This is a genomic window from Asticcacaulis sp. SL142, assembly GCF_026625745.1.
Lineage (GTDB): Bacteria > Pseudomonadota > Alphaproteobacteria > Caulobacterales > Caulobacteraceae > Asticcacaulis.
Genome location: NZ_CP113061.1, coordinates 3,019,108 through 3,042,581, shown reverse-complemented (window position 1 = coordinate 3,042,581; position 23,474 = coordinate 3,019,108). Strand labels below are relative to the sequence as shown.

Sequence of the window (23,474 nt, the reverse complement as noted above, 5' to 3'; positions counted from 1 at the left end):
CATGCCAACTTAACCTCCTTCGGAAACCTGTTGCAAGGTCTTAGCCGGTGTAATGGCCTGCGGATCGATGAAACAGTGAATGATGGCCGGTTTTCCGGACGCCTGCGCCCGCTTAAAGGCCGGAGCGAACTCTGCCGTCGTGCGCACGGCTTCACCATGGCCGCCAAAGGCGCGGGCATAGGCCGCGAAGTCCGGGTTTTTCAGGTCTGTCCCGATCGGCCGGTGCGGATATTCCCGCTCCTGATGCATGCGGATGGTGCCCCACATGCCATTGTCTATGACGATGATAATGACGGGGATATCGTATTGCACGGCCGTTGCGAATTCATTGCCGTTCATCAGAAAGCAGCCGTCACCGGCAAAGGTCACTACCGGCACATCCGGGCACTGGCGCTTGGCCATAATGCCCGCGGGCACCGAATAGCCAACACTGCCTGATGTGGGGGCAACCTGCGTGAACGGTTTGTCATGCCTCCAATAGCGATGCACCCAGATCGCATAGTTACCCGCGCCATTGGTGATGACCGTCTCCGGCGGCAGGTTTTCCCGCAGCCAGACCATGACCTCACCATACTGAAACGCACCGGGGATCTGAGCGGGTGTCGTGGTCCAGCCCTGCCAATCGGCATGGGCAACCGCCGCCCTTCCCCCGCCCTGATGATCCAGTGAGGGGCCTAACGCGGTCAAGGCTTTCGCAAACTGATCCGGCGCGCTGACGATGCCAAGTGTCGGCTGATAAACCCGCCCAATCTCTGCGGCATCGGGGAAAACATGCACCAGTTTTTGACGGGGTTTGGGCGCATCGATCAGGGTATAACCATTGGACGGCACCTCGGCCATCCGCGCGCCCAGCAGGATCAGCAGGTCTGCGTCCTTGATCCGTTGCGACAGCTTCGGATTTTGCCCAAAGCCCAGATCACCGGCATAGCCAGGATGGTGAGCCGGAAATAGCGACGTGCGGCGAAACTCGGTCGCCACCGGCACATCAAAAGCTCTCGCAAACTCAGCCACCGCAGCACACCCTTCGACCGTCCAGCGCGATCCGCCCAGGATGATCAGCGGATTTTCCGCACCGTCCAACAGATCGGCAAAGGCCTGCATATCCGCGACCGATGGCGCGGCATCCACCGGCTCAACAGGCGGGGCATCCGCCACCTCGGCCATTTCGGTCAGAATGTCTTCGGGCAAGGACACTACCACCGGCCCCGGACGGCCCTGCAGGGCCTCGCGAAAGGCACGGGCGACCATTTCCGGGATGCGCCTGGGATCGGAAATCTCCACGACCCATTTGGCGATACCTTCAAAAGCGCGCACATAGTCCAACTCCTGAAACGCCCCGCGCCCTAGAAAGGCGCGCTCGACCTGCCCGACAAACAGGATCATCGGCGTGCCATCATGCTGCGCAATATGGACGCCGTGGGCGGCATTGGTCGCCCCGGGCCCACGCGTCACAAAACAGATGCCGGGCTTACCCGTAAGCTTGCCATAGGCTTCGGCCATCATCGCCGCCCCGCCTTCGTTGCGGCAGATCAGCACGTCGATATCAGCATCGTACATGGCATCAAGGGCGGCCAGATAGGATTCCCCCGGCACGCAGGTGATGCGCTCCACGCCGTTGATCTTCAACTGATCAACCAAGATTTGTCCGCCGGTACGCATACGCTCCCTCTCCCCGCCTGCGGGGAGAGGGCTGGGGTGAGGGGCGTTCTTCATGTTAGCGTCTCCCAATCCGATTTCCCCTGTCCCAGTTTTGGCGATGGCCCATCGGCCACCATGCGCTCGCCATTGATAACAATCGGCGATGCCACGCCGGACACCGCCCCCAACTCCAGCTTCATGCCGCGGTGAATAACCTGCGGGTCGTTAAACACATCACCGATGCGATTGATCGGCCCGGCCGGTACGCCCGCCGCCTCCAGTTTGGCGAGCAACTCTGCCCGCGTGTGCATCATCATGAAGGGGGTAAGTGCGGCCTCAAGCTGCACGCGCGCGGCCACCCGTCCGGCATTGGTTTGATATGCAGTGTTTTCAGCCACATAGTCGGCCTCCAGCACCTGACAGAACCGCCGGAACTGATGGTCGTTGCCAACCGCGACAATGACGTGGCCGTCTTTGACCTGAAACACCTGATAGGGCGCAATATTGGGATGGGCATTGCCAAGCCGCGACGGCGATATCCCTGATGTCAGATAATTCATCGCCTGATTAGCCAGCATGGCGACCGCGCAATCCATCAGGGCCATGTCGATATGACTGCCCTCACCGGTCATATCGCGCTGACGCAAGGCCGCCAGAATAGCCGTTGAGGCATAGACACCGGTGAACAGATCGACCACCGCCACGCCGACCTTTTGCGGTTCGCGGTGCGGCTCACCGGTAATATCCATCAGGCCCGACATACCCTGAATGATGTAGTCATAGCCCGCACGGTGCGCATAGGGTCCGTCTTGTCCGAAGCCGGTGATCGACACATAGACCAGACGCGGATTGACGGCTTTTAAGGCGTCGTAATCGAGGCCGTATTTTTTCAAGCCGCCGACCTTGAAGTTCTCAATCACCACATCGGCGTCGGACACCAGCCGCTTGATCGCGTCCTGCCCTTCGGGTGTCGCCATATCTAGACAGACTGAGGATTTGCCGCGATTGGTGGCATGGAAATAGGCGGCCCCCCAGACGCTGCCGTCGGTGTCATGGACAAACGGCGGGCCCCAGCCACGGGTGTCATCGCCCTCAACGTGGCGTTCAACCTTGATGACCTCGGCGCCCAGATCGGCCAGCACCTGACCGGCCCACGGCCCCGCCAGTATCCGCGCCAGTTCTAAGACTTTGATGCCGGAGAGGGGTTTCAAAGCTTATCTCCTCCCCTGCGATCGCGGGGGAGGTAGCAGCCGTAAGGTTGACGGAGGGGGCACGGCTGTAAGTTTCCCCCCTCCACCGCTACGCGGCCCCCCTCCCCCGTAAACGGGGGCGGAGAAAGATGAACACATAATATCATTATCCGTTCCTAATTCTTCCCTTACAGGCAAAAAGTACACTGAGGGCTTTGCCCGAAGGACTTTTGCCTGAGTTTCAATAAAACGCCTGAAGGCCCGTTTGCGCACGACCGAGGATCAGCGCATGGACATCGTGGGTGCCTTCGTAGGTATTGACGCTCTCCAGGTTCTGGGCGTGGCGCATGACGTGGTATTCTTCATGGATGCCGTTGCCGCCGTGCATGTCGCGGGCGTGACGGGCAATCTCCAGCGCCTTGCCACAATTGTTGCGCTTGATGAGCGAGATCATCTCAGGCTGCATCTGTCCGGCATCAAACAATTGCCCCACCCGAAGCGCCGCCTGCAGGCCCAGCGTAATCTCGGTCTGCATGTCGGCCAGCTTCTTCTGGAACAACTGCGTCTGCGCCAAAGGCCGGCCGAACTGCACCCGGTCAAGGCCGTATTGCCGCGCCCGATGCCAGCAGTCTTCCGCCGCGCCCATCACGCCCCAGGCAATCCCATAGCGCGCCCGGTTCAGACACCCGAATGGCCCTTTGAGGCCGGAGGCATCGGGCAGAATGGCGTCGCCACCAACCTCGACATTGTCCATGACAATCTCACCGGTGATCGAGGCGCGCAAGGACAGCTTGCCGTGGATTTTCGGGGCGCTCAGGCCCGTCAATCCCTTGTCCAAAACAAAGCCGCGGATCACCCCGTCCAGCTTAGCCCAGACCACAAACACATCGGCGATGGGGGAATTGGAGATCCACATCTTGGTGCCATTCAGCACATAACCGCCGTCAGTTTTGCGTGCCACAGACCGCATCGAACCGGGGTCAGAGCCGGCATCCGGCTCCGTCAACCCAAAACAGCCGATCCATTCGCCCGACGCCAGCTTGGGGAGATATTTCTGCTTTTGCGCCTCAGAGCCATAGGCATGGATCGGATACATGACCAAGGATGACTGCACGCTCATCATCGAGCGATAGCCGCTATCGACCCGCTCGACCTCACGCGCGATCAGACCGTAAGCGACATAACTGGCCCCCGCGCCACCGTATTCCTCCGGCAGGGTCGCCCCTAACAATCCGCGTTCACCCATCTCGGTGAAGATGGCGCGGTCGGTATCTTCTTCGGCATAGGCTTTCAGCACCCGCGGCATCAGCGACGATTGCGCATAGTCATGCGCCGCATCCCGGATCATCCGATCTTCATCGGATAGTTGAGCGTCGAGCAAAAACGGATCGCTCCAGTTAAACATCAAACTTGACCCCCTGAGCCAAGGGCAGGGTCGTGCCGTAGTTGATGGTGTTGGTGGCGCGGCGCATATAGGCGCGCCACGAGTCTGAGCCCGATTCACGCCCGCCGCCGGTTTCTTTTTCGCCGCCAAACGCCCCGCCGATTTCCGCCCCCGATGGCCCGATATTGACATTGGCGATACCGCAATCGGAACCTGCGGCCGAGACAAACAATTCGGCTTCGCGGATATCGTTGGTAAAGATCGACGACGACAGGCCCGCCCCCACGGCGTTTTGCAGATCAATCGCGTCACGGATATCCGAATAGCGCATGACATAGAGGATCGGCGCGAAGGTTTCCCGCAGAACCGGCCCCATGTGGGCATCCATTTCGACCAGCGCCGGACGCACGTAATAGCTATGAGCACCGTTAATATCGACGCGCTCACCGCCGGTCACCTTACCGCCGACACCGCGCGCTTCATCCAGCGCTTTCTCAAAACCCTGAAACGCGTGCGCATCGATCAGAGGCCCGATCAGAGTGCCGTTTTCGAGCGGATGACCGACCTTGACGGAGCCATAGGCTTGCTTCAGGCGCGGCACGAAGGCATCGTAAATACTGTCATGGACAAACAAACGGCGCAGGGTCGTGCAGCGCTGACCGGCTGTACCCATGGCCGCAAACGCTACCCCACGCAGCGCCAGATCAAGATCAGCGGAGGGGGCGATAATCGCCGCATTATTGCCGCCCAGTTCCAGCAGAGCGCGGGCAAAGCGGGCGGCCAGTTTTGGCCCAACCGCACGACCCATGGCCGTCGATCCGGTGGCCGATACCAGCGCCACCTTTTCGTGATCTACCAGAGCCTCGCCGACCGCTTTGCCACCGATCAGCAGCGCCGACAAACCTTCGGGTGCGGTGAAACCCGCGGCCTTATATTTGGCCAGTGCGCGCTCAAACAGGGCATGGGTGGCCAAGGCAGTCAGCGGTGTTTTCTCCGACGGCTTCCACACGATCGCATCGCCGCACACCAGCGCCAAGCAGGCATTCCACGCCCACACGGCAACCGGGAAATTAAACGCCGAAATAATACCGACGACACCGAGCGGATGCCAGGTTTCCATCATGCGGTGATCGGCCCGCTCCGTCGCAATAGTCAGGCCGTACAGTTGCCGCGACAGGCCGACCGCAAAGTCGCAGATGTCGATCATCTCCTGCACTTCGCCCAAGCCCTCGGAGGTGATCTTACCCGCTTCGACCGAGACCAGCTTGCCCAGAGCGTCCTTGTGCGCCCGCAGTTCTTCGCCGAACAACCGCACCAGTTCGCCCCGCTTGGGCGCCGGAATCAGCCGCCATTGCAGATAGGCCTGATGGGCGGCGTCGATATGCGCGACGGTTTGCGACACTGAGGTTTCGACCACCTCCGCAATCAACTCACCCGTATTGGGCGAATGAACCTTCAACGTCCCGCCCGTGTGGCCAGACGTAACCCCAAGGCTTTCCAGCAAAATCCGTGTATCCGCGCTCATTCTGTCTTCCTTCCATAACCCCCTCTCCCCGCGTGCGGGGAGAGGGCTGGGGTGAGGGGCAACCCCAGTGACGGCCCCTCATCCGGCTTTCGCTACGCTTCAGCCACCTTCTCCCCGCCAGCGGGGAGAAGGATTAAAGCCTGTGCTCAACCGCATGCAGCATTGCCGCACCGGCTTCGTAATAAATCTCTTTTGCGGCCCGTAAGTCCGCCGATTTCGCCGTTGTCACCGGCAAGGGCAGATCGTCTGCGTGCAAGTCTCCGGCGACATGTTCGGCCAGCACGCGCCCCATGACTGTGCCCGGCGCGATGCCACGACCATTATAGCCTGACACCCCCACAGCCCGGTCGGCAAAGCGATGAAAGCGCGGCAGATTATCATCGGTCATGCCGATCCAGCCAAACCATTCATGCTCAAAACCGATACCTTTGAGTTGCGGATAGACCCGCGTCATGGCCCGTTTCGCCCACTCGCGATGCACGCCGCGCGCCCCATGTCTGAGCGCCCCTACCGAGCCCCAGACCAGCCGTCCCTGCGCATCCATCCGAAACGACGACAACACTTCAGCCGTATCCCACGCCCCCTGACCTTGCCGCAAAATGCTGCGCCGGATATCCTCCGGTAAAGGGATCGTCGCCATATTGAAATAGGGCAGATGCACCTGCTCTGTCCGGATAATATCCCACGGTCCTTTGGCATAGGCATCGGTCGCCATGATCACCCAGTTCGCCGTCACCGATCCGCCATCGGTTACCACGCGCCACTGATCGCCCGCAGCTTCAATCGCACTGACCGGACTGCCGGTAAACACCTTAGCCCCCGCCTCAATCGCCGCCCGCGCCAGACCGCGCACATAGGCCAGCGGCTGGATAGTTCCGGCCCGCAGATCCAGCAGCGCCGCCGGATAGGCGTTTGATCCCATCTTTTGCGCGGTTTCCGCCGCATCCAGCAACCGCACAGCCGCCCCCCGCGCCTGCCATTGTTGCGCCCGCTGCTGCAATTCCTTGATACCCGATAGGCCAACCGCACAATGCAGGGTGCCTGCCGTTTGCAGTTCGCAGTCAATGTTGTGCTTAGCCACCCGCGCAAACACTTCCTGCGGCCCGTCACCCAGCACGCTCAGCAGGCGCTCACCATGCACGGCCCCAAGCACCTTCGGCAACTCATCAGGCATAACCCACATACCGGCATTAACCAGGCCGACATTGCGGCCCGCCCCGCCAAAACCAATGTGTTTGGCTTCGATTACCGCCACCGACAGGCCCCGCTCCGCCAGATTAAGCGCCGCCGACAATCCGGTATAACCCGCCCCGACAATGGCGACATCGACTCGCACATCACCCGTCAGCGTCGCCGTGTGCGGGGCATCAGGTGCCGTAGCCTGCCAAAGTCCGTGGGTGAGTGACATGTCGGTTTCCCCGGTGCCCCTGAGATTGGGTTTATACGCAAGATCATTCGCTTGCGTAATGTTACAACCTGTTTTACGCTGACGAAACGCTAATAACAATGACTGTTTTGGCAAAAGATCATTCTGAAATGGCATAACATGCTGTCACCCCGCCGCTTCCTGCCGTCACTGTCGCTCCTGTCGGCTTTTGAGGCCACGGCCCGCCTGGGCTCAATCACCGCCGCCGCGCGTGAACTGAACCTGACCCAGAGCGCCGTCAGCCGCCAGATCGCCGCGTTAGAGGCGCAACTGGAGGTCAATCTGTTCCATCGGGAACGCCAGACCGTGCGCCTGACTTCCGGCGGGGAAACCTATGCCCGTGAAATTCGCGAAGCGTTGAAAACCATCCGTACGGCCTCGCTTAATCTGCGCGCCAATCCGATGGGCGGCACACTCAACCTCGCCATCCTGCCGACCTTTGGGACGCGCTGGCTGGCGCCGCGCCTGCCGACCTTTCTGGCGCAGCATCCAGGCATTACGCTCAACCTTAAGACCCGCATCAACACCTTCGATTTCCGGCTGGAGACCATGGACGCGGCCATTCATTTCGGCCACGCCAACTGGCCCGGCACGGAAATGGCCCTGCTGCGCACCGAAGAGGTCGTACCGGCGTGCAGCCCGCAGCTTAAGGCCCGCTATGATTTCCGCGAGCCCAATGATCTGCGTCAGGCGCCGTTGCTGCACCTAACCTCGCGGCCTGATGCCTGGGAGCGCTGGCTGGCAGCCTATGGCGCGGGGGCTGAAAGCGTGCAGGGCATGTTGCTCGATCAGTTTGCCACAGCCGCTCAAGTGGCCCGTTCCGGCCTTGGGGTGGCGCTTCTGCCGACCTTTCTGATCGAGGAAGAGTTATCGAGCGGCCAACTGGTGCGCGCGCTGGATCTGCCGCTTAAGAGCGAAGAGGCCTATTATCTGGTCTGGCCGTTTGAGCGCGCCCAGCATCCGCCGCTTACGGCCTTCAAGCAGTGGCTGCTCAATGAAACCGCGTCGTTCAGATAGGGGAAAACCATGCGCATAGTCACCGCCGAAGAGGTTCGCCAAAAGCTTAGCTATGACCGTCTGGTCACCGAACTGCCGCCGCGTTTGCGCGCCGAAACCCAAGTGCCCGCCCGCAGCCAGATCACCATCCCGCGCGAGGGCGAAGACGATGCCACTCTGCTGCTTATGCCCGCCTGGAGCCCATCGGTCGGGGGCCTCAAAATCGTCCACGTCACCCCCGGCAATGCCGCCCGCCATAAGGTCAGCGTCAATGCCTCATACCTGGTGTTTGATGGCACAACCCATGAGCATCTGGCCCTGATCGATGGCGCAGAACTGACCGCCCGCCGCACCGCCGCCGTGGCCGCCATAGCCGCCAGCCGACTGGCCGCACCCGATGCCAAACGTCTACTGCTGATGGGCTCCGGACGGATCGCCTCGGAACTTGCCTATGCTTACCGGGCCGTGCGCCCGATCACGCAGGTCAGCGTCTATAGTCCGACCCGCGCACATGCCGAAACTCTGGCCGCAAAACTGAGCGCGGACGGCTTTGAGGCAAGGGTATGCAACGACCTGCCTGCCGAGGTCGCCCGCGCCGATATCATTGCCTGCGCGACCTTAAGCCATCAACCCATAATTCTGGGTGAGTGGCTCAACTCCCATCAGCATCTGGCCCTGATCGGCGGCTTTACGCCGGACATGCGCGAAGCGGATGATGCCGCCCTCCGCAAAGGCCATGTCTTTGTCGATACCCTGACCGCCCTGTCTGAGGCTGGGGATGTCAAGGACTTAAGCTTTGATGACATCAGGGGCACTTTGCGCGACCTGTGTGATCCCGATTTCGATCCGCCCGCAGGCTTTACCGTCTTCAAAAGCGTCGGTGAAGCCTCGCAGGACCTAGCGGCAGCCAGTCTGCTGTAACAAGTTTATTGTAAATTGCGCATTGCGTCTGCCGCCCGCCGCCTTATATTTATCCGAACCGGTACATAATCATATAAGGGGCGGCCGTGGATTCGATTATCGCTATCAAGGGCCTGGAGAAAACCTATGCCAGCGGCCATAAAGCCCTCAAAGGCATAGATCTCGATATCCGTCGCGGCGAAATATTTGCGCTGCTGGGGCCAAATGGCGCGGGTAAGACCACCCTGATCGGCGCGGTATGCGGCTTGGTGCGCCCAACCGGTGGCACGGTCATCGCCGATGGCCATGATATATCTAAGGATTTCAGGGCGGCCCGCGCCAAGATCGGACTGGTGCCGCAGGAACTGGCCACCGACATGTTTGTGACAGTCTGGAACACGGTTGCCTTTAGTCGCGGTTTGTTTGGCTTGAAACCCAACAAAAAATACCTGGAAAAAATCCTGAAAGACCTCAGCCTGTGGGACAAGAAGGACGCCAAGATCGCCACCCTGTCCGGCGGTATGAAGCGGCGTGTGCTGATCGCCAAGGCCCTGTCGCATGAACCGAAAATCCTGTTTCTGGATGAACCGACCGCTGGCGTCGATGTCGAACTTCGGCGCGACATGTGGCAGATGGTCCGCCGCCTGCGTGAACAGGGCGTGACCATCATCCTGACCACCCACTATATCGAAGAGGCCGAAGACATGGCCGATCGCATCGGGGTGATCAATAAGGGTGAGATCATGCTTGTCGAAGACAAGACCGCCCTGATGCGAAAACTGGGGCGCACCGAAGTGGTCATCGGCCTGAAAGAGCCGACCTCGGCGGCACCGGCCATCGACGGTCACACGCCGCTAATCTCTGCGGACGGGCTAACCCTGACCTATGTCATTGACGGCGACGAAAACGACGAAGCCCCGGCCGATCTGATTAAACGGCTGGCCCAGTCGGGCATGGATTTCACGTCCATAAATATGAACCGCTCCTCGCTGGAGGACATCTTCGTCACGCTAGTGCAGTGATGCGGACATTTGATCCACGGGTGCCCCACACTCGATATCAAATGTCCGCATCGTAAACTGCGCTAGAATTAATTAGTTAATAGTGCACTTTTGCCTCATTCATTTGCTCTCAAGGCAGCCGCAAGCTTTAGCAAATGAATGAGGCAGTGCACTAATGGAGGACAAGGCATGAACCTGCACGCCGTATCTGCAATCTACGCCTTTGAAATGGGACGGTTTTTGCGCACCATTTTCCAGAGCATCGCCTCACCCGTTCTGTCGACCTCGCTCTATTTCATCGTCTTTGGCTCAGCCATCGGCAGCCAGATGACGCAGATCGGCGGCGTATCCTACGGCGCATTTATTGTGCCGGGTCTAATCATGCTGACCGTGCTCACGGAAAGCGTATCCAACTCATCCTTTGGCATCTATCTGCCGCGTTTTACCGGCACCATCTATGAGGTACTGTCTGCCCCCATAGCGGTCGGCGAAGTGCTGCTGGGCTATGTGGGTGCTGCCGCTACCAAGTCAGTGATTATCGGCACCATCATCCTTGGCACCGCACGCCTGTTTGTGCCGTTTGAGATTATCCATCCGCTGGCCACCGCCGGCTATCTGGTGCTGATTGCCGTCACGTTTTCACTGTTCGGGTTTATCTTAGGCATACTTGCTGACGGGTTTGAAAAGCTGCAGATCGTGCCCATGCTGATCATCACGCCCCTGACCTTTCTGGGCGGGACGTTTTACTCCATCAGCATGTTGCCACCCGCCTGGCAAACCGTCACCCTGTTCAATCCGATTGTCTATCTGGTCAACGGTTTTCGCTGGACATTCTATGGCAAGGCCGATGTCAATATCGCCGTAAGCCTTGGGATGACGGTGCTGTTCATGGCGGTTTGTGTGGGTATCATTTCATGGGTATTCAAAACCGGCTACCGCCTGCGGACGTAACATCCGTTTGCAGACTTTTGACACCGTTTCAGGCCACCTTCATAACCGGGGCCTGACCGTTGATGATCAGGGTGTCATCAATGCCGTTGCGCTCGATCAGGTCTATGGCGCGTTTCAAGGCTTCATAGCAGACCGGATCGATGGCGGTGCCCACGCTTTCACCAATGATATCGAGCGCCTTGCCCACCGGCATGGCGGCCCGGTAAGGTCGGTCGGCGGTCAAAGCATCAAAGAAATCCGCCGTAGAGATAATGCGGGTTTCAAAGCTGATCTGGTCAGCCGCCAAACCATGCGGATAGCCCTTGCCGTCAAGGCGCTCATGGTGGGCACCGGCGATCTGCGCCAGCTCAGCAAAGGCCGAAATGCGCGACAGGATATGCTCGGTATAGAAGGCGTGATTTTGCATCTGCACCCACTCATCGCCGTCCAGCTTGCCCGGTTTATCAAGGATCGTGTTGGAAACCCCCAGCTTTCCGACATCATGCAGCAGAGCCGCCCGCTTGAGCCAGCGCCGAACGTGGGCATCCAACCCCAAGACCTCGCCCATCATATCGGTATAGAGCGCCACCCGCGCCGAATGGCCGGCGGTATAGGGGCTTTTGGAATCGACCACCTGCCCGAAGGCGATGGCAATATCATCCAGAAAGTCTTCGTCCAGTTCAACTTCATGATTGGCAGGCTCAAGGCCGTAAACGTGTGCGTTCACACCCGGATCGGACAGGCCCTCCCAGAAACCGGGTCGCGCCGAAGCCTCAAGAAACGCGTCGGCCATTTCCGGCTCAAACCAGGTGCCCGCTCGCTTTTGGACCTCATTAACCGCCGCTAACCGGCCGTGACTGCTGTGGAACACATCGACCACCTGCGTCAAAAGCGCCATACGGGCATAGGGGGATATCTCGCGGCCTTTGAGTTTTTGCGGCTGGCCCTTACCATCCCAGTGCTCATCCAGATCACGAATACCAATGGCCACGGCTTCGGAAAACCGCAGTTGGCGCGCGATATCGGCACCGCGGGTACAACGCGTCTCAATCAGTTCGCGTGACAGCTCCCCGCCATTCTGAAAGATATTGATCGTGGCGCGAAACCGGGCGGCCAGATCGGCCTTCAGCCCGGTGTGCGACATCACAAAGCCCAAAATATTGGACAGGTCGGAATCGATTTCCTTGAAGTCGCGCTTAAAGCTTAAGTCATCGGTCAGATAGAGCTGGCAGATACGCGCGGCATTGGACGAACAGCCCAGATCCTTGAGCAGCAGGACGTAATATAGTTCCCAGCGCTGAAGATCGTTCAGTTCCAGCTCATCGGCCATGTGCATGCCGATATAGGCACAGCGCACGCAATGACCTTCGGGCTGGCCTTCGGTCATGTCAAGCGCGTGCGACAAGGCCCCCAAAAGCTCCGACAGCTTGAGGCTTTTTGCCGCAATATCCGGCAATTTCGGTGCCTTATGCACGATATGACCTTCCCCACCGCAAAGGTTTTTTGAGTTCACAAACCTGACATCTTATCCTGTCAGGCTTAAGATTAGTTTACCCCTATCGCCTGATGCGCCGGCACACGATTCAGGCTATGGACAACCACCGCTTCTTGTTCTCACGGATATACGCATGCCCCGTCATCGCTCAGGTTTTTTGAAAGTCCTGTTTCTTACCGGACGGATCGCCCTGGTGGCGGCGCTTGGGGTCTATCTGCTTATTCTGGGCTATCTCTACGTCAATCAGCACAATATGCTGTACGAGAGCGTCACCACCGTCACGGCCCCCAAGGTTGACGGCGTGCCGGGCATCGAAGATATCCGCCTGAAGACCCCCGATGGTGAGACCCTGCGGGCCTGGTATCTGCCGCCGGAAGAGGGCAAGCCCCTGATGCTGTTTTTCGGCGGGCAGGGTTCCGGCATACACGAACACAAATGGCGTTATATCCGCATGTACAAAGAAGGGGTCGGGTTTCTCGCCCTATCTTATCGCGGCTATGCCGGATCGACCGGCACCCCCAGCGAGACGGGGTTATTCACCGATGCCGCCACGGCCTATGACTGGCTGGTTACGCAAGGTTACACCCCGGAACGGATTGTGCTTCATGGCCATTCGCTCGGCTCAGGCTTGGCCACATGGCTGGCGACCCAACGCCCGGCCCGCGCCCTGATACTGGAAGCGCCGTTCACCGCCGCCTCGGATGTGGGCCAGGAGCGCTATCCCCTGCTGCCGGTATCGTTCCTGATGAAGGACAAATACCTGTCGCGCGACCGGATCAAGGATGTGCATATCCCGGTGCTGATAGCGCACGGCGACCGCGATACGGTGATACCGTTCCACCACGGGGTCAGGCTATATGACCTTGCCAATCAGCCCAAGACCTTTGCCCGCTATGAGGGCTCAGACCATTCGACGCTGGTGCGCGATGGTCTTTATGAGCGCAGCATCTGGCCGTTTCTGGGCGTGAAGTAACCAGCCTATTGGATAAGCTTTTCAGCGCGGGTGAAACCGACCGCATCAACGGCACTTTTCAGGGTGGCCATCTCGACATTATCTCCCTCGGCCTCGATCAATATCCGCTCGGCCACCAATACCGAATATTTGCCATGTTTGGTGTCGGCATCATAGGATTCCGAGACTAACCGGCCATTTTCAGTAGTGATTTTCTCATAGGACTCACCGACCTTACGGCTGGAATTGACGTTCATGGCCGTACCCAGCGCCGCCATAGCGCCCATGGCCCCAATATCCGTGACCTTGACATTGAGATTGCCGTCTTCGATCAGGTACTGAGCCTCGGCGCTTGAGCCGGAATATTGCCCGGCCGAATTGGCGCTGGTGGTCACTTCGCCCCGCGCCGCACCGGCCACCATCGCCGGCATCAGGCCTTCGAGGACGTTCGGGTCCACAACCTTGACCGCCTCGGCGTTCTGCATCTTTTCGGCAGCATCTTCCATCTTGCGGGCGGCGGCCTCCAGGCCCGTCACATCGACGGTTTTGCCATTAATCGTCACTTCGGAAGGGGCATTGGCGGCGATATTGGCCCCGGCGCCGCTAACCAGCCCCATAACCGGGGCCACCACCGCAAACAGCACCAGATTAACGACAATACCGACCACCACCACGGCCAGCGTAAAGGTCGTTGATTTCTCAACCGGCGACTTCATCAAACGGGGCAGGCCGCGATAGAGCAGATAAATGCCATAAAGCCCCAGCAGCCCCAGCACCCCCAGATGCGGTATCAGGCTGAAAATACCGGCCAGCCATCCCGGCGTGTTGCTGTAGGCCGCAACCTTATAGGCCTGTGCCGGGTTCTTTTCGCCCTGAAAGGTCGGGGTCAGGGCATTGATAACCAGTGACAATACCCACACCGACACCAGCGACAACCCGTAGACCAGCACCGCCGTCATGACCGACTGCCACAGAGGCGGCTTAACGCTGAACAGGAAGGCATTGACGCCGAAAATCTGACTGCCGATCAGGGTGGCCAGAGCCGGGATAGCGGCCAGTATCAGCACATAGCGGCTGAATACCTCCTTGGCCGTTGTGGTTTCCTGCGCGATTTTATCCCATTCCACTGACGGCTGGAGCAGGATATTACGGATGCGCGCCACAAGCGACGTGGCGGCTGTATCGTTGTCTTCAACCGTGTTCATGCTATCCCCATTGCCCTGAATTTATCCGGTTAAACATGACCAATAAGCGAGAAGGGGTCAATGCGGATACGGTAAATTTCGCGTAACCGGTGAAACGGCCCGCGTTCATTCGGCTTGGAGCGACGGCCAAAGCGTAATATAATTACCTGAATTCAAACTTTTACAGGGTGCGGGCCTATGTACAATCTCTACATCGCCAATAAGAACTATTCGTCATGGTCGCTGCGCCCATGGGTTCTGTTAAGCGAACTGGGTATCGAATTTGTCGAGCATATGAACTTCTTCAAAGGCGGGTACGGCAAAAATACCGAATTTCTGAAGTTCTCACCAACCGGCCTTGTGCCCTGCCTGACCGAACACAGTGTGACGGTGTGGGATTCGCTGGCTATCGCCGAATATGTCTATGAGCAGCACCCGTCCGTCTGGCCGAAAGACCATGCCGCGCGGGCATGGGCGCGCTCTGCCGCCGCCGAAATGCATTCGGGGTTTTCGGCGCTTCGCAACACCTGTTCGATGAACTGCGGCGTGCGTATCAAACTGCGTGAAGTCACCCCAGCGCTTCAAAAGGATCTCGACCGGCTTGAGGCCCTGTGGCTGGACGGGTTGAAGCGTTTTGGCGGGCCGTTTCTGGCAGGCGATAAATTTACGGCGGTCGATGCGTTTTTCTGTCCGGTCGCGTTTCGGGTGCGCAGCTACGGCCTTAAATTGTCGCCAAAGTCGATGGCCTATGTCGAGCGCCTGCTGGATCTGGAATCGATGCAGAACTGGTACGAAGCGGCTTTGGCGGAAAAGGCCCGCGATCCGGACCATGAAGCCGAGCTTGAGGCCGCCGGTGACGTAATTGCCGACTACCGCGCCCAACCTGAATCTGTATAGGCGGGGCCTGCATAATTCGCTCGTCAGGCGTATAGGTACAGTTCTTGCTAAAACTGACAACTGAAGGGGGTAGTGTGTCGTAAATGCACACCGCGCCCCCGAAGATCAGGTTCGCGTGTGCGGTAAAAGGGGTTGTTATGTTGCTGGAGACTGAAGCCGATCTGGTGATGGTGCTGGGTGCCGCCGCCGGTATTCTTCTGTTTCTGGCGCTGGCCTGCGGCGTTATCGCGACGTTGAAAACCTTTCAGGTGCGTCAGTTCCAGACCCTTTTGCACAATTCGGAACGCAAGGTCGATAACTTAGAGCGCCGCATTTTCAACGTGCTCAATGCCGTGCCGGTGGCACTGGTTGAAACCGACCTGACCGGCAAATTTACCTTTGCCAACAAGGCCGCCCATCAGTTGCTGGGCCGCAAGGACTCTGAGCTGATCGGGCTTCGGTTCCATTCCGCGACCTGGGGCATAACCTATCCCGACGGCCGCATGATCCCGCCGGATTTGCTGCCGATCGCCCGCACCCTGCGCGGCCAGACGGTTAAGGGCTTTCAGCACATGCTGGCCCATCCGGTCACGCGCGGTAAGGTGCTGATCTCGGTCACCTCAATGCCGATCGTCAGCCCCCACGGTGAAATCACCGGCTCAAGTGCGGCCTTTGTCGAAATCGAATCTCAGGCTGGTGAAGGCATTGGCGACATCACCGGCGTATGGCGCGGCCACTGGTTCACCGCCGCCTCTGTGCCGTTCTGGGGGCTTGATCTGGCCGGTAAGGTACTGGATCTCAATGGGGCCGCGGTCGATGTTTTGTCGACCACGCGCGATGACAGTCTGGGTCAAAGCTGGGCCCAAAGTTTTGTCAGCGATACAGATTTTCAGCGTGCCGTCGATTATCTGGCCGAGGTTCAGGCCGATGCCGCCGCCCATAACCCGCCCGCCCCGCTGAGCCTCAGCCTCAAACGTGCGGATGGCACGGCGCAGACGGTTATGGTCAGCGCGTGGAAAGTCCGCACCCCTGACGGCGCCGATCAGGGCCTGACGGTTATGGCCGTGCCTGCGCCCGCATCCTTAGCGGTGCCTGCACCAAACCCATTGGATGATGACGCCGCACAGGCGCTTGAAGATCTGCGTCAGGCCGAAAAAGCCCGCGCTGATCTGGGCGTCGGGGTGTGGGTCTATGATCGCGACGCCGACACCATTGTCGAAGACGAAGGTATGCGCCGCCTGATCGGCCGCGAAACCCCAGGCGGCCCAACCCTGATTTCCGATGAGGATCAGGCTATTGCTGACAAGGCCTTTGCCGCCCTGATGGCCGGGGAGACCGATACCCTCGATATCGAACTGCGGGTCGGGCCGAAAGGTCAACCGCTTCGCTTTATCAACCTTAAGGGCCGCGCCGAAACCCGTGACGATGGCACCCGCGACGTATCGGGCATAGCGCTCGACATCAGCGACTACCGGACGCAAATCGCTGATGTGGCGGCCCCCACTGAGCCTGCTGAAACCATCGAGCAGATCGAAGCCCGCTTGCGGCCCGCCCTTGAAGCTGAACTGCTGAACCGGGCCGAAAGCGATATCGCCGGGCAGATTGAGGCCGCCATAACCTCTGAGCGCACCCGCATGGAGCAGGTCATGGCGGACGCCGTGTCTGCGGCGCAAGAGACAGCGACCGCAGAGGCTCAATCGGCGTTGATGTCTGAGATCGAAGCCCTGAAAGCCCGCCCTGAACCAGAGCCCGAACCGGAACCGGTAGCCGTGCCGTCCGCCAGAGATGTCGCCCAAACCCTGGCCAAACTGACGCGCGTTTGGACGTTACGCAGCGGCACACCGACCCTGATCAGCCTGTCGGCCGACTGGCATGATCTGACCGGCCTGATGGCCCACGAATTTATGGGCGAAGGCTTCCTCGACTGCGTGCACCCTGACGATCAGACCGAACTGTTTGATACGCTTAAAGATTTCATGACGAGCAGCCGCGGCGGTCAGATCAGCTACCGCGTTCGTAATAGTGAGGGCAACTATGTGCGCCTGATCGAGCAGGTCACGCCGTCATTTGATAATGGCGTGTTTGACGGCCTGATCGGCATGGCGTTTGAGATAGAGCATCTTATGCCCGCGCCCGTCATCGAGGCTGTGCCCGAAGCCGCGCCCGAACCGGCGGAGCCCCCGGTTCCCGCCCCTGTTGCCGCCGCCGACGTGGCCGAGCTTGCCAAACTGCGCGACGAACTCGATGATCTGCGCCAATCCCTCAATTCGGCCATCGCCAGCAAGGCTTCGCTTGAGGAAAAAGCGCGCAAACTGGACGAAGCCCTGCAACAGGCCCAGAAATACGAAACCGCGGGCCGCCTGACCTTTAATGTCGCTAATGATTTCGGCCAGATGCTGCATGTGATCAACGGCGCGCTCGACATGATGCAAAAGCAGTCGAACAATCCTGAGAACATCCGCCGCCTGTCGGAAGCCGCCCTTGTCGCTGGTAAACGCGGCGAGCGCCTGACCCGCCAGTTGCAGGCGTTTACGCAATCGGATGAAGACTAGCGCTCAAAGTCAAAAATCCGTCATGGATCATCGCTAAGGCCAAAGGTAGAATAGGCCGTAGCCAGAGGATTTTTCATGACTGATGCCGCCCAGAATCCATCACTCAACGCCCCCCTGACCTTTGGCTGGGAAGAATGGCTGGGCCTGCCCGATCTGGGACTTCCGGCCATCAAGGCCAAGGTCGATACGGGTGCGCGCACCTCATCCCTGCATGCCGTCGATATTGAACCGTTCGGCACGCAGAACAGGCCGCGCGTGCGTTTCGTAGTCAACCCGATCGCCGGTCGCCATGATGTCGAAGTGGTCTGTTCCGCCGACATCATCGGTCAGCGCGAGGTGACCTCATCAAACGGCGAAACCGAATTGCGCTATTTTATCGAAACCCGCCTCGATGTCGAAGGCCGCCTGATCCCCATCGAAGTGTCCCTGACCAACCGCGAAGGCATGGCCTATCGCATGTTATTGGGGCGCCAGGCGCTGGAGAGCATGGGCGCGCTGGTCGATCCGGTACGCTCGCAGATCCTGCCGCCCCGCTCCTATGAGGTCTATAGCGGCACGGAAACCCCCGCCGTGCGCCGCCCGCTGCGGATAGCACTTCTGACCCAAGACGCCCACAACTATTCCAGCCGGTCCATAATTGAGGCCGCCCAAAGCCGCGATCACGTCATTGAGGCCATTACCACCTCGCGCTGCTATATGAACATCAATGTCCTGCGCCCGGAAGTCCATTATGACGGCAAGCCCTTGCCGCAGTTCGATGTGATAATCCCGCGCATTGGCGTGCCGATGACCAGCTATGGTCTGGCGGTGGTGCGGCAGTTTGAAACCACCGGCGCCTATTGCCTCAACCGCTCCAACGCCATTGCCGCCTCACGCGATAAACTCCATGCCTTACAGGTTCTGGCGCGCAAGGGCATCCCTATGCCGGTCACCGCCTTTGCCAAATCCCCGAAAGATACCGACTATGTGGTTGATCTGGTTGGCGGTGCGCCGCTGGTCGTCAAGCTGACCAAGGGCGCGCAGGGGCGCGGGGTCGTACTTGCCGATACGCGTCTGGCGGCATCGTCCGTTATTTCGGCCTTTCGTGACCTTGATGCCGAACTGCTGACGCAGGAGTTTATCAAGGAAGCCGACGGCGAGGACCTGCGCTGTTTCGTCATCGGCCATAAGGTGGTGGCCGCCATGATGCGCCGCGCCAAGATCGGTGATTTCCGTGCCAATCTCCATCAGGGCGGCGATGCGCTCAGTGTGGACATTTCGCCCGAAGAAGCTCAGATTGCGGTAAAGGCCGCCCGCGCCTTGGGCTTACAGGTGGCGGGCGTCGATATTTTGCGTTCCAAAACCGGCCCGAAGGTCTTAGAGGTCAATTCCTCACCCGGCCTGCAAGGGATTGAGAAGGCATCGGGTGTGAAGGTCGCCGACCTGATCATCGGCCACATCGAAGGCCGGATGCGGCCGATACAGCGTTTGGGGGCCAAAAGCCCAAGGTTATTGCGGAGAGAGTAAACGGTGGCGAAGGGCTCAAAAAGCGAAGATCAAAAGCTTTGGGCCCTGGTGACCGCGACCGTGCGGCCCTATATTTCGCGCAAAATCTCCCGCAAAATAGCCCCCGCCAAACCCGCCGAGCCCGAAGTGCTTAAGGTTCGCGACATGCCGGATATGGTCGCTAAACCGCTGCGGAAGGCCGAGCCTCTGACGCCGTTTAAAATCGGTGATGCCATTAAGGCTGATGGCGGCTATCGTCTGGTGCGCGCCACATCGTTTGAACCCGATCCGATTGAGCCGAAACGCAAGCGCCGCATTACCCGCGAACGCGACCCGATCGAAGCCCGCCTTGACCTGCATGGCCTCAACCAGCTCGCCGCTGAGGCCCGCCTGAAAGCGTTTGTGCAACAGGCCTACGCCAATGATTACCGCGCCATCCTGGTCATTACCGGCAAAGGCATGGCGGAAAACGGCATCCTCAAACGCAACGCCCCGGAATGGCTGGCCGATCCGGCTATGTCATACATGGTTGCCGGTATATCCCAAGCCCACGCCCGCCACGGCGGCTCAGGCGCGTTGTATGTGGCGCTTAAGAAGCGTCAACGGTAAGGCAAAAGAGGCCCCCACCTTCCGGCCCTGTCGGGCCTCCCTCCTCCCCAACAAGTTGGGGAGGTATGAAGTCGTAATTTTATACCTCCCCGGCGTGTCGGGGAGGGGGACCGTTTTGCGTAGCAAAAGGGTGGTGGGGGCTCTTACTTTTTCTTCCCAAGCGGACTAATCTTCACCACGCCCCCGCCATTGGCCGCGAGTTTCAAAGTCAGAGACCCCGCCTTATCCACCTTGGTATCGCTCACGTTCAGGGTCGAAATCGTGGCCCCGTCCTGCCAGAGTTTGGCGCTGTGCGCACCCTCACCTAAGAACCCCAGCGGCACCGTCACCTCGCGGGCCTGATCATCGGTCATGGCCCCGACATACCAGTCCTTACCCGACCGGCGGGCGATCACCACGCTTTGGCCGATCTCACCGGCCACAAAGCGCGTTTCATCCCATGACGCCGGAACGCCCTTGATAAAATCAACGCCGTCCTGCCATGCCCCATCGGCCTTACGATACGCAGGTGGCGAATCCGAGACCATGCCAAACGGGCTCTCATAGACCACATACATGGCCAAGGCCGCCCCGCGCGTCGTCATGACATAGGGGTTGATAAAGCTCTGCTTTGACGGAAACTCAGCCGGTGTCGCGTGGCGAAACCCGCCCGGTGTATAGTCCATCGGCCCCAAAAGCCCGCGGGTATAGGCCAGCATAATATTATGATGCGCGGTAATCCGGCGGCTCCATTTGTTGTTCTCCGCCCCCAGCACGCCTTCCTGCGTCATATAGTGCGGATAGGTGCGCGTCAGCCCCGCCGGCGGGAACGCCCCGTGCAGATCGACCATGAGCTTATGTTGGGCGGTCTTGGTCAGGATGCGCTGATAATAGTCCATAATCTCCTGATCGTTGCGGTTCAGGAAATCGACCTTGATGCCCTTGATGCCCCACTTTTCATAGGTCGCCAGCGCTTCATCCATCTGGTTATCCAGTTGCTGCCATTGCAGCCAAATCCACACGCCCACGCCCTTGGATTTGGCGTAACGGACGATCTCGGCCATATCCATTTCGGGCTTGGGTTTGGTGACATCAGCCGCCGCATTGGGCTCGACGGTCGAGCCCACCGACCAGCCTTCGTCGATCAGGATATATCCCAGCCCCAACTCAGCCGCAAAATCGGTATAGGCCTTATAGGTCGCGGTATTCATGCCGGATTTTTGGCCGTTCGCATTGTGGGGCGCGGGCAAAGGGAAGTCATTGCCGTTCCACCAGTCCCAGGCGGATAATCCCGGCTTGATCCACGACGTATCCTTGACCACCGATGGCTCGCCCAACGCATTGATCAGGTTGGAGTCAATCAGGTTTCCGGGTTGATCGCCCAGCATGATCACCCGCCACGGCGTTTCAAAGCCATTCGTTGCGTCGATGCGGGCGGCGCGGGTGTTAAAGCGCGCGCCGGGGTCATTATCCTTGCGCGGGGTCAGCACGACCTTCATGCCGTAACTGGCGTCGCTCAGCGCGGTATAGTAAGCCCCCGGATAGGCCTTAAGGTTAGATTCCGCGATTGCAAAGGCCGCGTCGCCGGTATCGCACACGACGGGGGCCTGAAACAGGTGAAACACCCGCATCTGAGACGCCTTGATGGCGTCATGTTCGCCCTCAAAACTGTTTTCGAACCGCCCTTGGTTGAGGCCCCAGCAGTCGTAATCGGCGGCGAAATTAAACGCCGTCATCTCGTCCTGAAGGTCAAACGCCCCCACGCCGTCTTGCTTGGGGATCACATATCTGAACGCCACCCCGTCATCATAGGCCCGCACAATCAGCTTCAGGGTTGTCACATCGCCACTGGCCGCGCTTAAAGTAAACTCAGTTTGATTATACCGGGCGTTTACGGACTTTACCTTGCCGACAGGAAGCGTAAACTGATCGGCACCGGAGGTTGTTTTCTGATCGACCAACGTAAACCCGCCCGCCCCGATGGCGGTGCCAAATGGCGGACGGTTTTGCAGGGTGAGACCAAGGCTTGACGGCGTAATGACGGCCTTGCCATTGCGGCTGACGGCATAGGTCAAACCGCCATCTATCAGGGTCACTTCGATACGGTTCGTCTGATCCGGTGAGGCGGCGGTAAAGGTTTCCGCCGACACCTGAGTGGCGCATAGGAGTGTAAGTAAAGCGCACCCGCGCAAAGTTAAGGTTTTTACAGCCATGATCGCTTCCCTGACGTTGTGCCGTTCGGCATTTATTTTTGATGGAGCGTAAGGCACCTTAAACTTGGGCGCAGGTCAAGACTAAAATTGTAGGACAATTCGTTTTGTAAGGAGGTTGTGATGGCAAACGCGGTATTGACGGGCTGGAAAGCCGAACAGGGCCTGACCTATGTGCGCCTGTACCACCGCAACAAGCCGGTCATAACCTACCATTTCGCGCCGTGCCGCAATTTTGAGCCGTGGCGGATGAACTATATCCACCCCGTGCATGGCCTGTCGGGTGCGGTGCTGACCGAAAATACCCCCGAAGATCACCACCATCAGCGCGGCCTGTTCTGGGCGTGGCGGGAAATCTACCTGCTGGGCGAAAAGATCGCCGATGGCTGGGAAGGCCACAACATCCGCTTTGAACCGTTGAGTTTTGAACATGCCGAAGACCTGAGCGGCAATTATACCTTACTCGGCCATTACCGCTGGTATTCGACTAAGCATGACGCCGATTTGCCGATCATGGATGAGGCCGTGGTCATTACACTGCACCCCGATGATGAGCATGGCCGCCGGTTCAGCGTAGATATCACGTTGAAGGCACTAGTGGCGGGCCTTAGTCTCGGTGGCACACCGGATAAGGGCTATGGCGGGCCAAGCGTGCGCTTCCTTCATTCCGAAGACATCACCATCCGCACCAAAGGTCAGGCGGTGACGGCCCAGTTTGCGGCGGTTGAGACGGGCGATAGTGTGGCCTTTAGCTGGCCCCTGCGGCCCGACATGCCCGATGAGATTGAGCTGTCCTGCCTGATCAATGGCACGCCGTGGACCACCTGGGTGCTGCGCCAGGAAAAGAGCATGCAAAACGCGGCCTACCCCGGCTTAGGCTCTGTGCCGGTCGATATGGAGGTCCCACTGAATATACGGTTAAATTGGCGGCAGGCCGTCTAAGATCACATCCGGGGGGAGATCATGAATATCTGGAGCATAGCGATCGGGCTGATTGTGTTTCTGGTGGCGGCGCTGGTGTTTACCTATGCCCTGTTCAAAAACATCCCCGACGAGCCCAAGAATGATGATGACGAACTGTGGAAGTAGAGGCGCTTAAACGTCGGCAAATATTTTTGCTGAACGCAGCCGCATCTCAATCG

General features: G+C 59.1%; 19 protein-coding genes and 1 pseudogene. 12 read left to right on the top strand and 8 right to left on the bottom strand.

Annotated features, from left to right (window positions below):
* Positions 1-9: 9 nt before the first annotated feature.
* From OVA03_RS13880 to OVA03_RS13860, 5 genes are all read right to left on the bottom strand, one after another.
* The gene (locus OVA03_RS13880; protein ID WP_267525595.1) at positions 10-1,713 is read right to left on the bottom strand and encodes a thiamine pyrophosphate-binding protein; all 1,704 of its coding nucleotides are present in this window, start codon (positions 1,711-1,713) and stop codon (positions 10-12) included.
* Entirely contained in the window at positions 1,710-2,849 is a 1,140-nt protein-coding gene (locus OVA03_RS13875; RefSeq protein ID WP_267525593.1) for a CaiB/BaiF CoA transferase family protein, read from the bottom strand. The genes OVA03_RS13880 and OVA03_RS13875 overlap by 4 nt, the downstream gene beginning before the upstream one ends.
* Before the next feature lie 220 nt (positions 2,850-3,069).
* Positions 3,070-4,233: an acyl-CoA dehydrogenase gene (locus OVA03_RS13870; protein WP_267525591.1), complete on the bottom strand. Its 1,164-nt coding sequence runs from the start codon at positions 4,231-4,233 to the stop codon at positions 3,070-3,072.
* Positions 4,226-5,737: an aldehyde dehydrogenase family protein gene (locus tag OVA03_RS13865; RefSeq protein WP_267525589.1), complete on the bottom strand. Its 1,512-nt coding sequence runs from the start codon at positions 5,735-5,737 to the stop codon at positions 4,226-4,228. The genes OVA03_RS13870 and OVA03_RS13865 overlap by 8 nt, the downstream gene beginning before the upstream one ends.
* A 133-nt stretch (positions 5,738-5,870) precedes the next feature.
* Entirely contained in the window at positions 5,871-7,145 is a 1,275-nt protein-coding gene (locus tag OVA03_RS13860; RefSeq protein WP_267525588.1) for an NAD(P)/FAD-dependent oxidoreductase, read from the bottom strand.
* A 138-nt stretch (positions 7,146-7,283) separates the two neighbouring features.
* Between OVA03_RS13860 and OVA03_RS13855 the strand changes: the two genes are divergently transcribed.
* From OVA03_RS13855 to OVA03_RS13840, 4 genes are all read left to right on the top strand, one after another.
* Entirely contained in the window at positions 7,284-8,180 is an 897-nt protein-coding gene (locus OVA03_RS13855; protein ID WP_267525586.1) for a LysR family transcriptional regulator, read from the top strand.
* A gap of 9 nt (positions 8,181-8,189) precedes the next feature.
* Positions 8,190-9,080: a quinate 5-dehydrogenase gene (locus tag OVA03_RS13850; protein WP_267525580.1), complete on the top strand. Its 891-nt coding sequence runs from the start codon at positions 8,190-8,192 to the stop codon at positions 9,078-9,080.
* An 86-nt stretch (positions 9,081-9,166) separates the two neighbouring features.
* A complete protein-coding gene (locus OVA03_RS13845) occupies positions 9,167-10,081 on the top strand; it encodes an ABC transporter ATP-binding protein (protein ID WP_267525579.1) in 915 nt (304 codons plus the stop codon).
* Positions 10,082-10,249: 168 nt separating this feature from the next.
* Positions 10,250-11,011, top strand: a complete 762-nt coding sequence (locus tag OVA03_RS13840; protein WP_267525577.1) for an ABC transporter permease — start codon at positions 10,250-10,252, stop codon at positions 11,009-11,011.
* Positions 11,012-11,039: 28 nt separating this feature from the next.
* Here the strand turns inward: OVA03_RS13840 and OVA03_RS13835 are convergent, their stop codons facing one another.
* Positions 11,040-12,464: an HD-GYP domain-containing protein gene (locus OVA03_RS13835; RefSeq protein ID WP_267525575.1), complete on the bottom strand. Its 1,425-nt coding sequence runs from the start codon at positions 12,462-12,464 to the stop codon at positions 11,040-11,042.
* 154 nt (positions 12,465-12,618) lie between these two features.
* Between OVA03_RS13835 and OVA03_RS13830 the strand changes: the two genes are divergently transcribed.
* On the top strand, positions 12,619-13,458 hold the full coding sequence (locus tag OVA03_RS13830; protein WP_267525573.1) for an alpha/beta hydrolase: 840 nt from the start codon (positions 12,619-12,621) through the stop codon (positions 13,456-13,458).
* 5 nt (positions 13,459-13,463) lie between these two features.
* Here OVA03_RS13830 and OVA03_RS13825 read toward each other — a convergent pair whose 3' ends face one another.
* Positions 13,464-14,642: a Yip1 family protein gene (locus OVA03_RS13825; protein ID WP_267525571.1), complete on the bottom strand. Its 1,179-nt coding sequence runs from the start codon at positions 14,640-14,642 to the stop codon at positions 13,464-13,466.
* Positions 14,643-14,819: 177 nt separating this feature from the next.
* Here OVA03_RS13825 and OVA03_RS13820 point away from each other — a divergent pair, with 177 nt between their 5' ends.
* The 5 genes and pseudogenes from OVA03_RS13820 to OVA03_RS13805 all read left to right on the top strand — a co-directional run bounded on the left by OVA03_RS13820 (position 14,820) and on the right by OVA03_RS13805 (position 20,143).
* Positions 14,820-15,518 carry a glutathione S-transferase family protein gene (locus tag OVA03_RS13820; protein ID WP_267525569.1) on the top strand — a complete coding sequence of 233 codons (699 nt, stop codon included), beginning with the start codon at positions 14,820-14,822 and terminating at the stop codon, positions 15,516-15,518.
* 137 nt (positions 15,519-15,655) lie between these two features.
* Positions 15,656-18,049, top strand: a complete 2,394-nt coding sequence (locus tag OVA03_RS13815; RefSeq protein ID WP_267525567.1) for a PAS domain-containing protein — start codon at positions 15,656-15,658, stop codon at positions 18,047-18,049.
* A 75-nt stretch (positions 18,050-18,124) separates the two neighbouring features.
* A pseudogene (locus OVA03_RS17075) lies at positions 18,125-18,562 on the top strand (ATP-dependent zinc protease); the annotation flags it as partial.
* A 69-nt stretch (positions 18,563-18,631) separates the two neighbouring features.
* Positions 18,632-19,555, top strand: a complete 924-nt coding sequence (gene rimK, locus OVA03_RS17070; protein WP_420710509.1) for a 30S ribosomal protein S6--L-glutamate ligase — start codon at positions 18,632-18,634, stop codon at positions 19,553-19,555.
* A 3-nt stretch (positions 19,556-19,558) separates the two neighbouring features.
* The gene (locus OVA03_RS13805; protein ID WP_267525563.1) at positions 19,559-20,143 is read left to right on the top strand and encodes a Smr/MutS family protein; all 585 of its coding nucleotides are present in this window, start codon (positions 19,559-19,561) and stop codon (positions 20,141-20,143) included.
* Between the two features lie 143 nt (positions 20,144-20,286).
* On the opposite strand, the gene OVA03_RS13800 is transcribed toward OVA03_RS13805, so the two are convergent.
* A complete protein-coding gene (locus OVA03_RS13800; RefSeq protein WP_267525561.1) occupies positions 20,287-22,335 on the bottom strand; it encodes a glycoside hydrolase family 97 protein in 2,049 nt (682 codons plus the stop codon).
* 120 nt (positions 22,336-22,455) lie between these two features.
* Between OVA03_RS13800 and OVA03_RS13795 the strand changes: the two genes are divergently transcribed.
* Positions 22,456-23,274, top strand: a complete 819-nt coding sequence (locus OVA03_RS13795; RefSeq protein WP_267525559.1) for a DUF6807 family protein — start codon at positions 22,456-22,458, stop codon at positions 23,272-23,274.
* 21 nt (positions 23,275-23,295) lie between these two features.
* Entirely contained in the window at positions 23,296-23,421 is a 126-nt protein-coding gene (locus tag OVA03_RS13790; protein ID WP_267525556.1) for a hypothetical protein, read from the top strand.
* The last annotated feature ends 53 nt before the right edge of the window (positions 23,422-23,474 follow it).

Coding starts and splice junctions, on each gene's coding strand:
- OVA03_RS13880 (WP_267525595.1), bottom strand. CDS start 1,713: ATGAAGAACGCCCCTCACCCCAGCCCTCTCCCCGCAGGCGGGGAGAGG.
- OVA03_RS13870 (WP_267525591.1), bottom strand. CDS start 4,233: ATGTTTAACTGGAGCGATCCGTTTTTGCTCGACGCTCAACTATCCGAT.
- OVA03_RS13865 (WP_267525589.1), bottom strand. CDS start 5,737: ATGAGCGCGGATACACGGATTTTGCTGGAAAGCCTTGGGGTTACGTCT.
- OVA03_RS13860 (WP_267525588.1), bottom strand. CDS start 7,145: ATGTCACTCACCCACGGACTTTGGCAGGCTACGGCACCTGATGCCCCG.
- OVA03_RS13855 (WP_267525586.1), top strand. CDS start 7,284: ATGCTGTCACCCCGCCGCTTCCTGCCGTCACTGTCGCTCCTGTCGGCT.
- OVA03_RS13850 (WP_267525580.1), top strand. CDS start 8,190: ATGCGCATAGTCACCGCCGAAGAGGTTCGCCAAAAGCTTAGCTATGAC.
- OVA03_RS13840 (WP_267525577.1), top strand. CDS start 10,250: ATGAACCTGCACGCCGTATCTGCAATCTACGCCTTTGAAATGGGACGG.
- OVA03_RS13830 (WP_267525573.1), top strand. CDS start 12,619: ATGCCCCGTCATCGCTCAGGTTTTTTGAAAGTCCTGTTTCTTACCGGA.
- OVA03_RS13825 (WP_267525571.1), bottom strand. CDS start 14,642: ATGAACACGGTTGAAGACAACGATACAGCCGCCACGTCGCTTGTGGCG.
- OVA03_RS13820 (WP_267525569.1), top strand. CDS start 14,820: ATGTACAATCTCTACATCGCCAATAAGAACTATTCGTCATGGTCGCTG.
- OVA03_RS13815 (WP_267525567.1), top strand. CDS start 15,656: ATGTTGCTGGAGACTGAAGCCGATCTGGTGATGGTGCTGGGTGCCGCC.
- OVA03_RS13800 (WP_267525561.1), bottom strand. CDS start 22,335: ATGGCTGTAAAAACCTTAACTTTGCGCGGGTGCGCTTTACTTACACTC.
- OVA03_RS13795 (WP_267525559.1), top strand. CDS start 22,456: ATGGCAAACGCGGTATTGACGGGCTGGAAAGCCGAACAGGGCCTGACC.
- OVA03_RS13790 (WP_267525556.1), top strand. CDS start 23,296: ATGAATATCTGGAGCATAGCGATCGGGCTGATTGTGTTTCTGGTGGCG.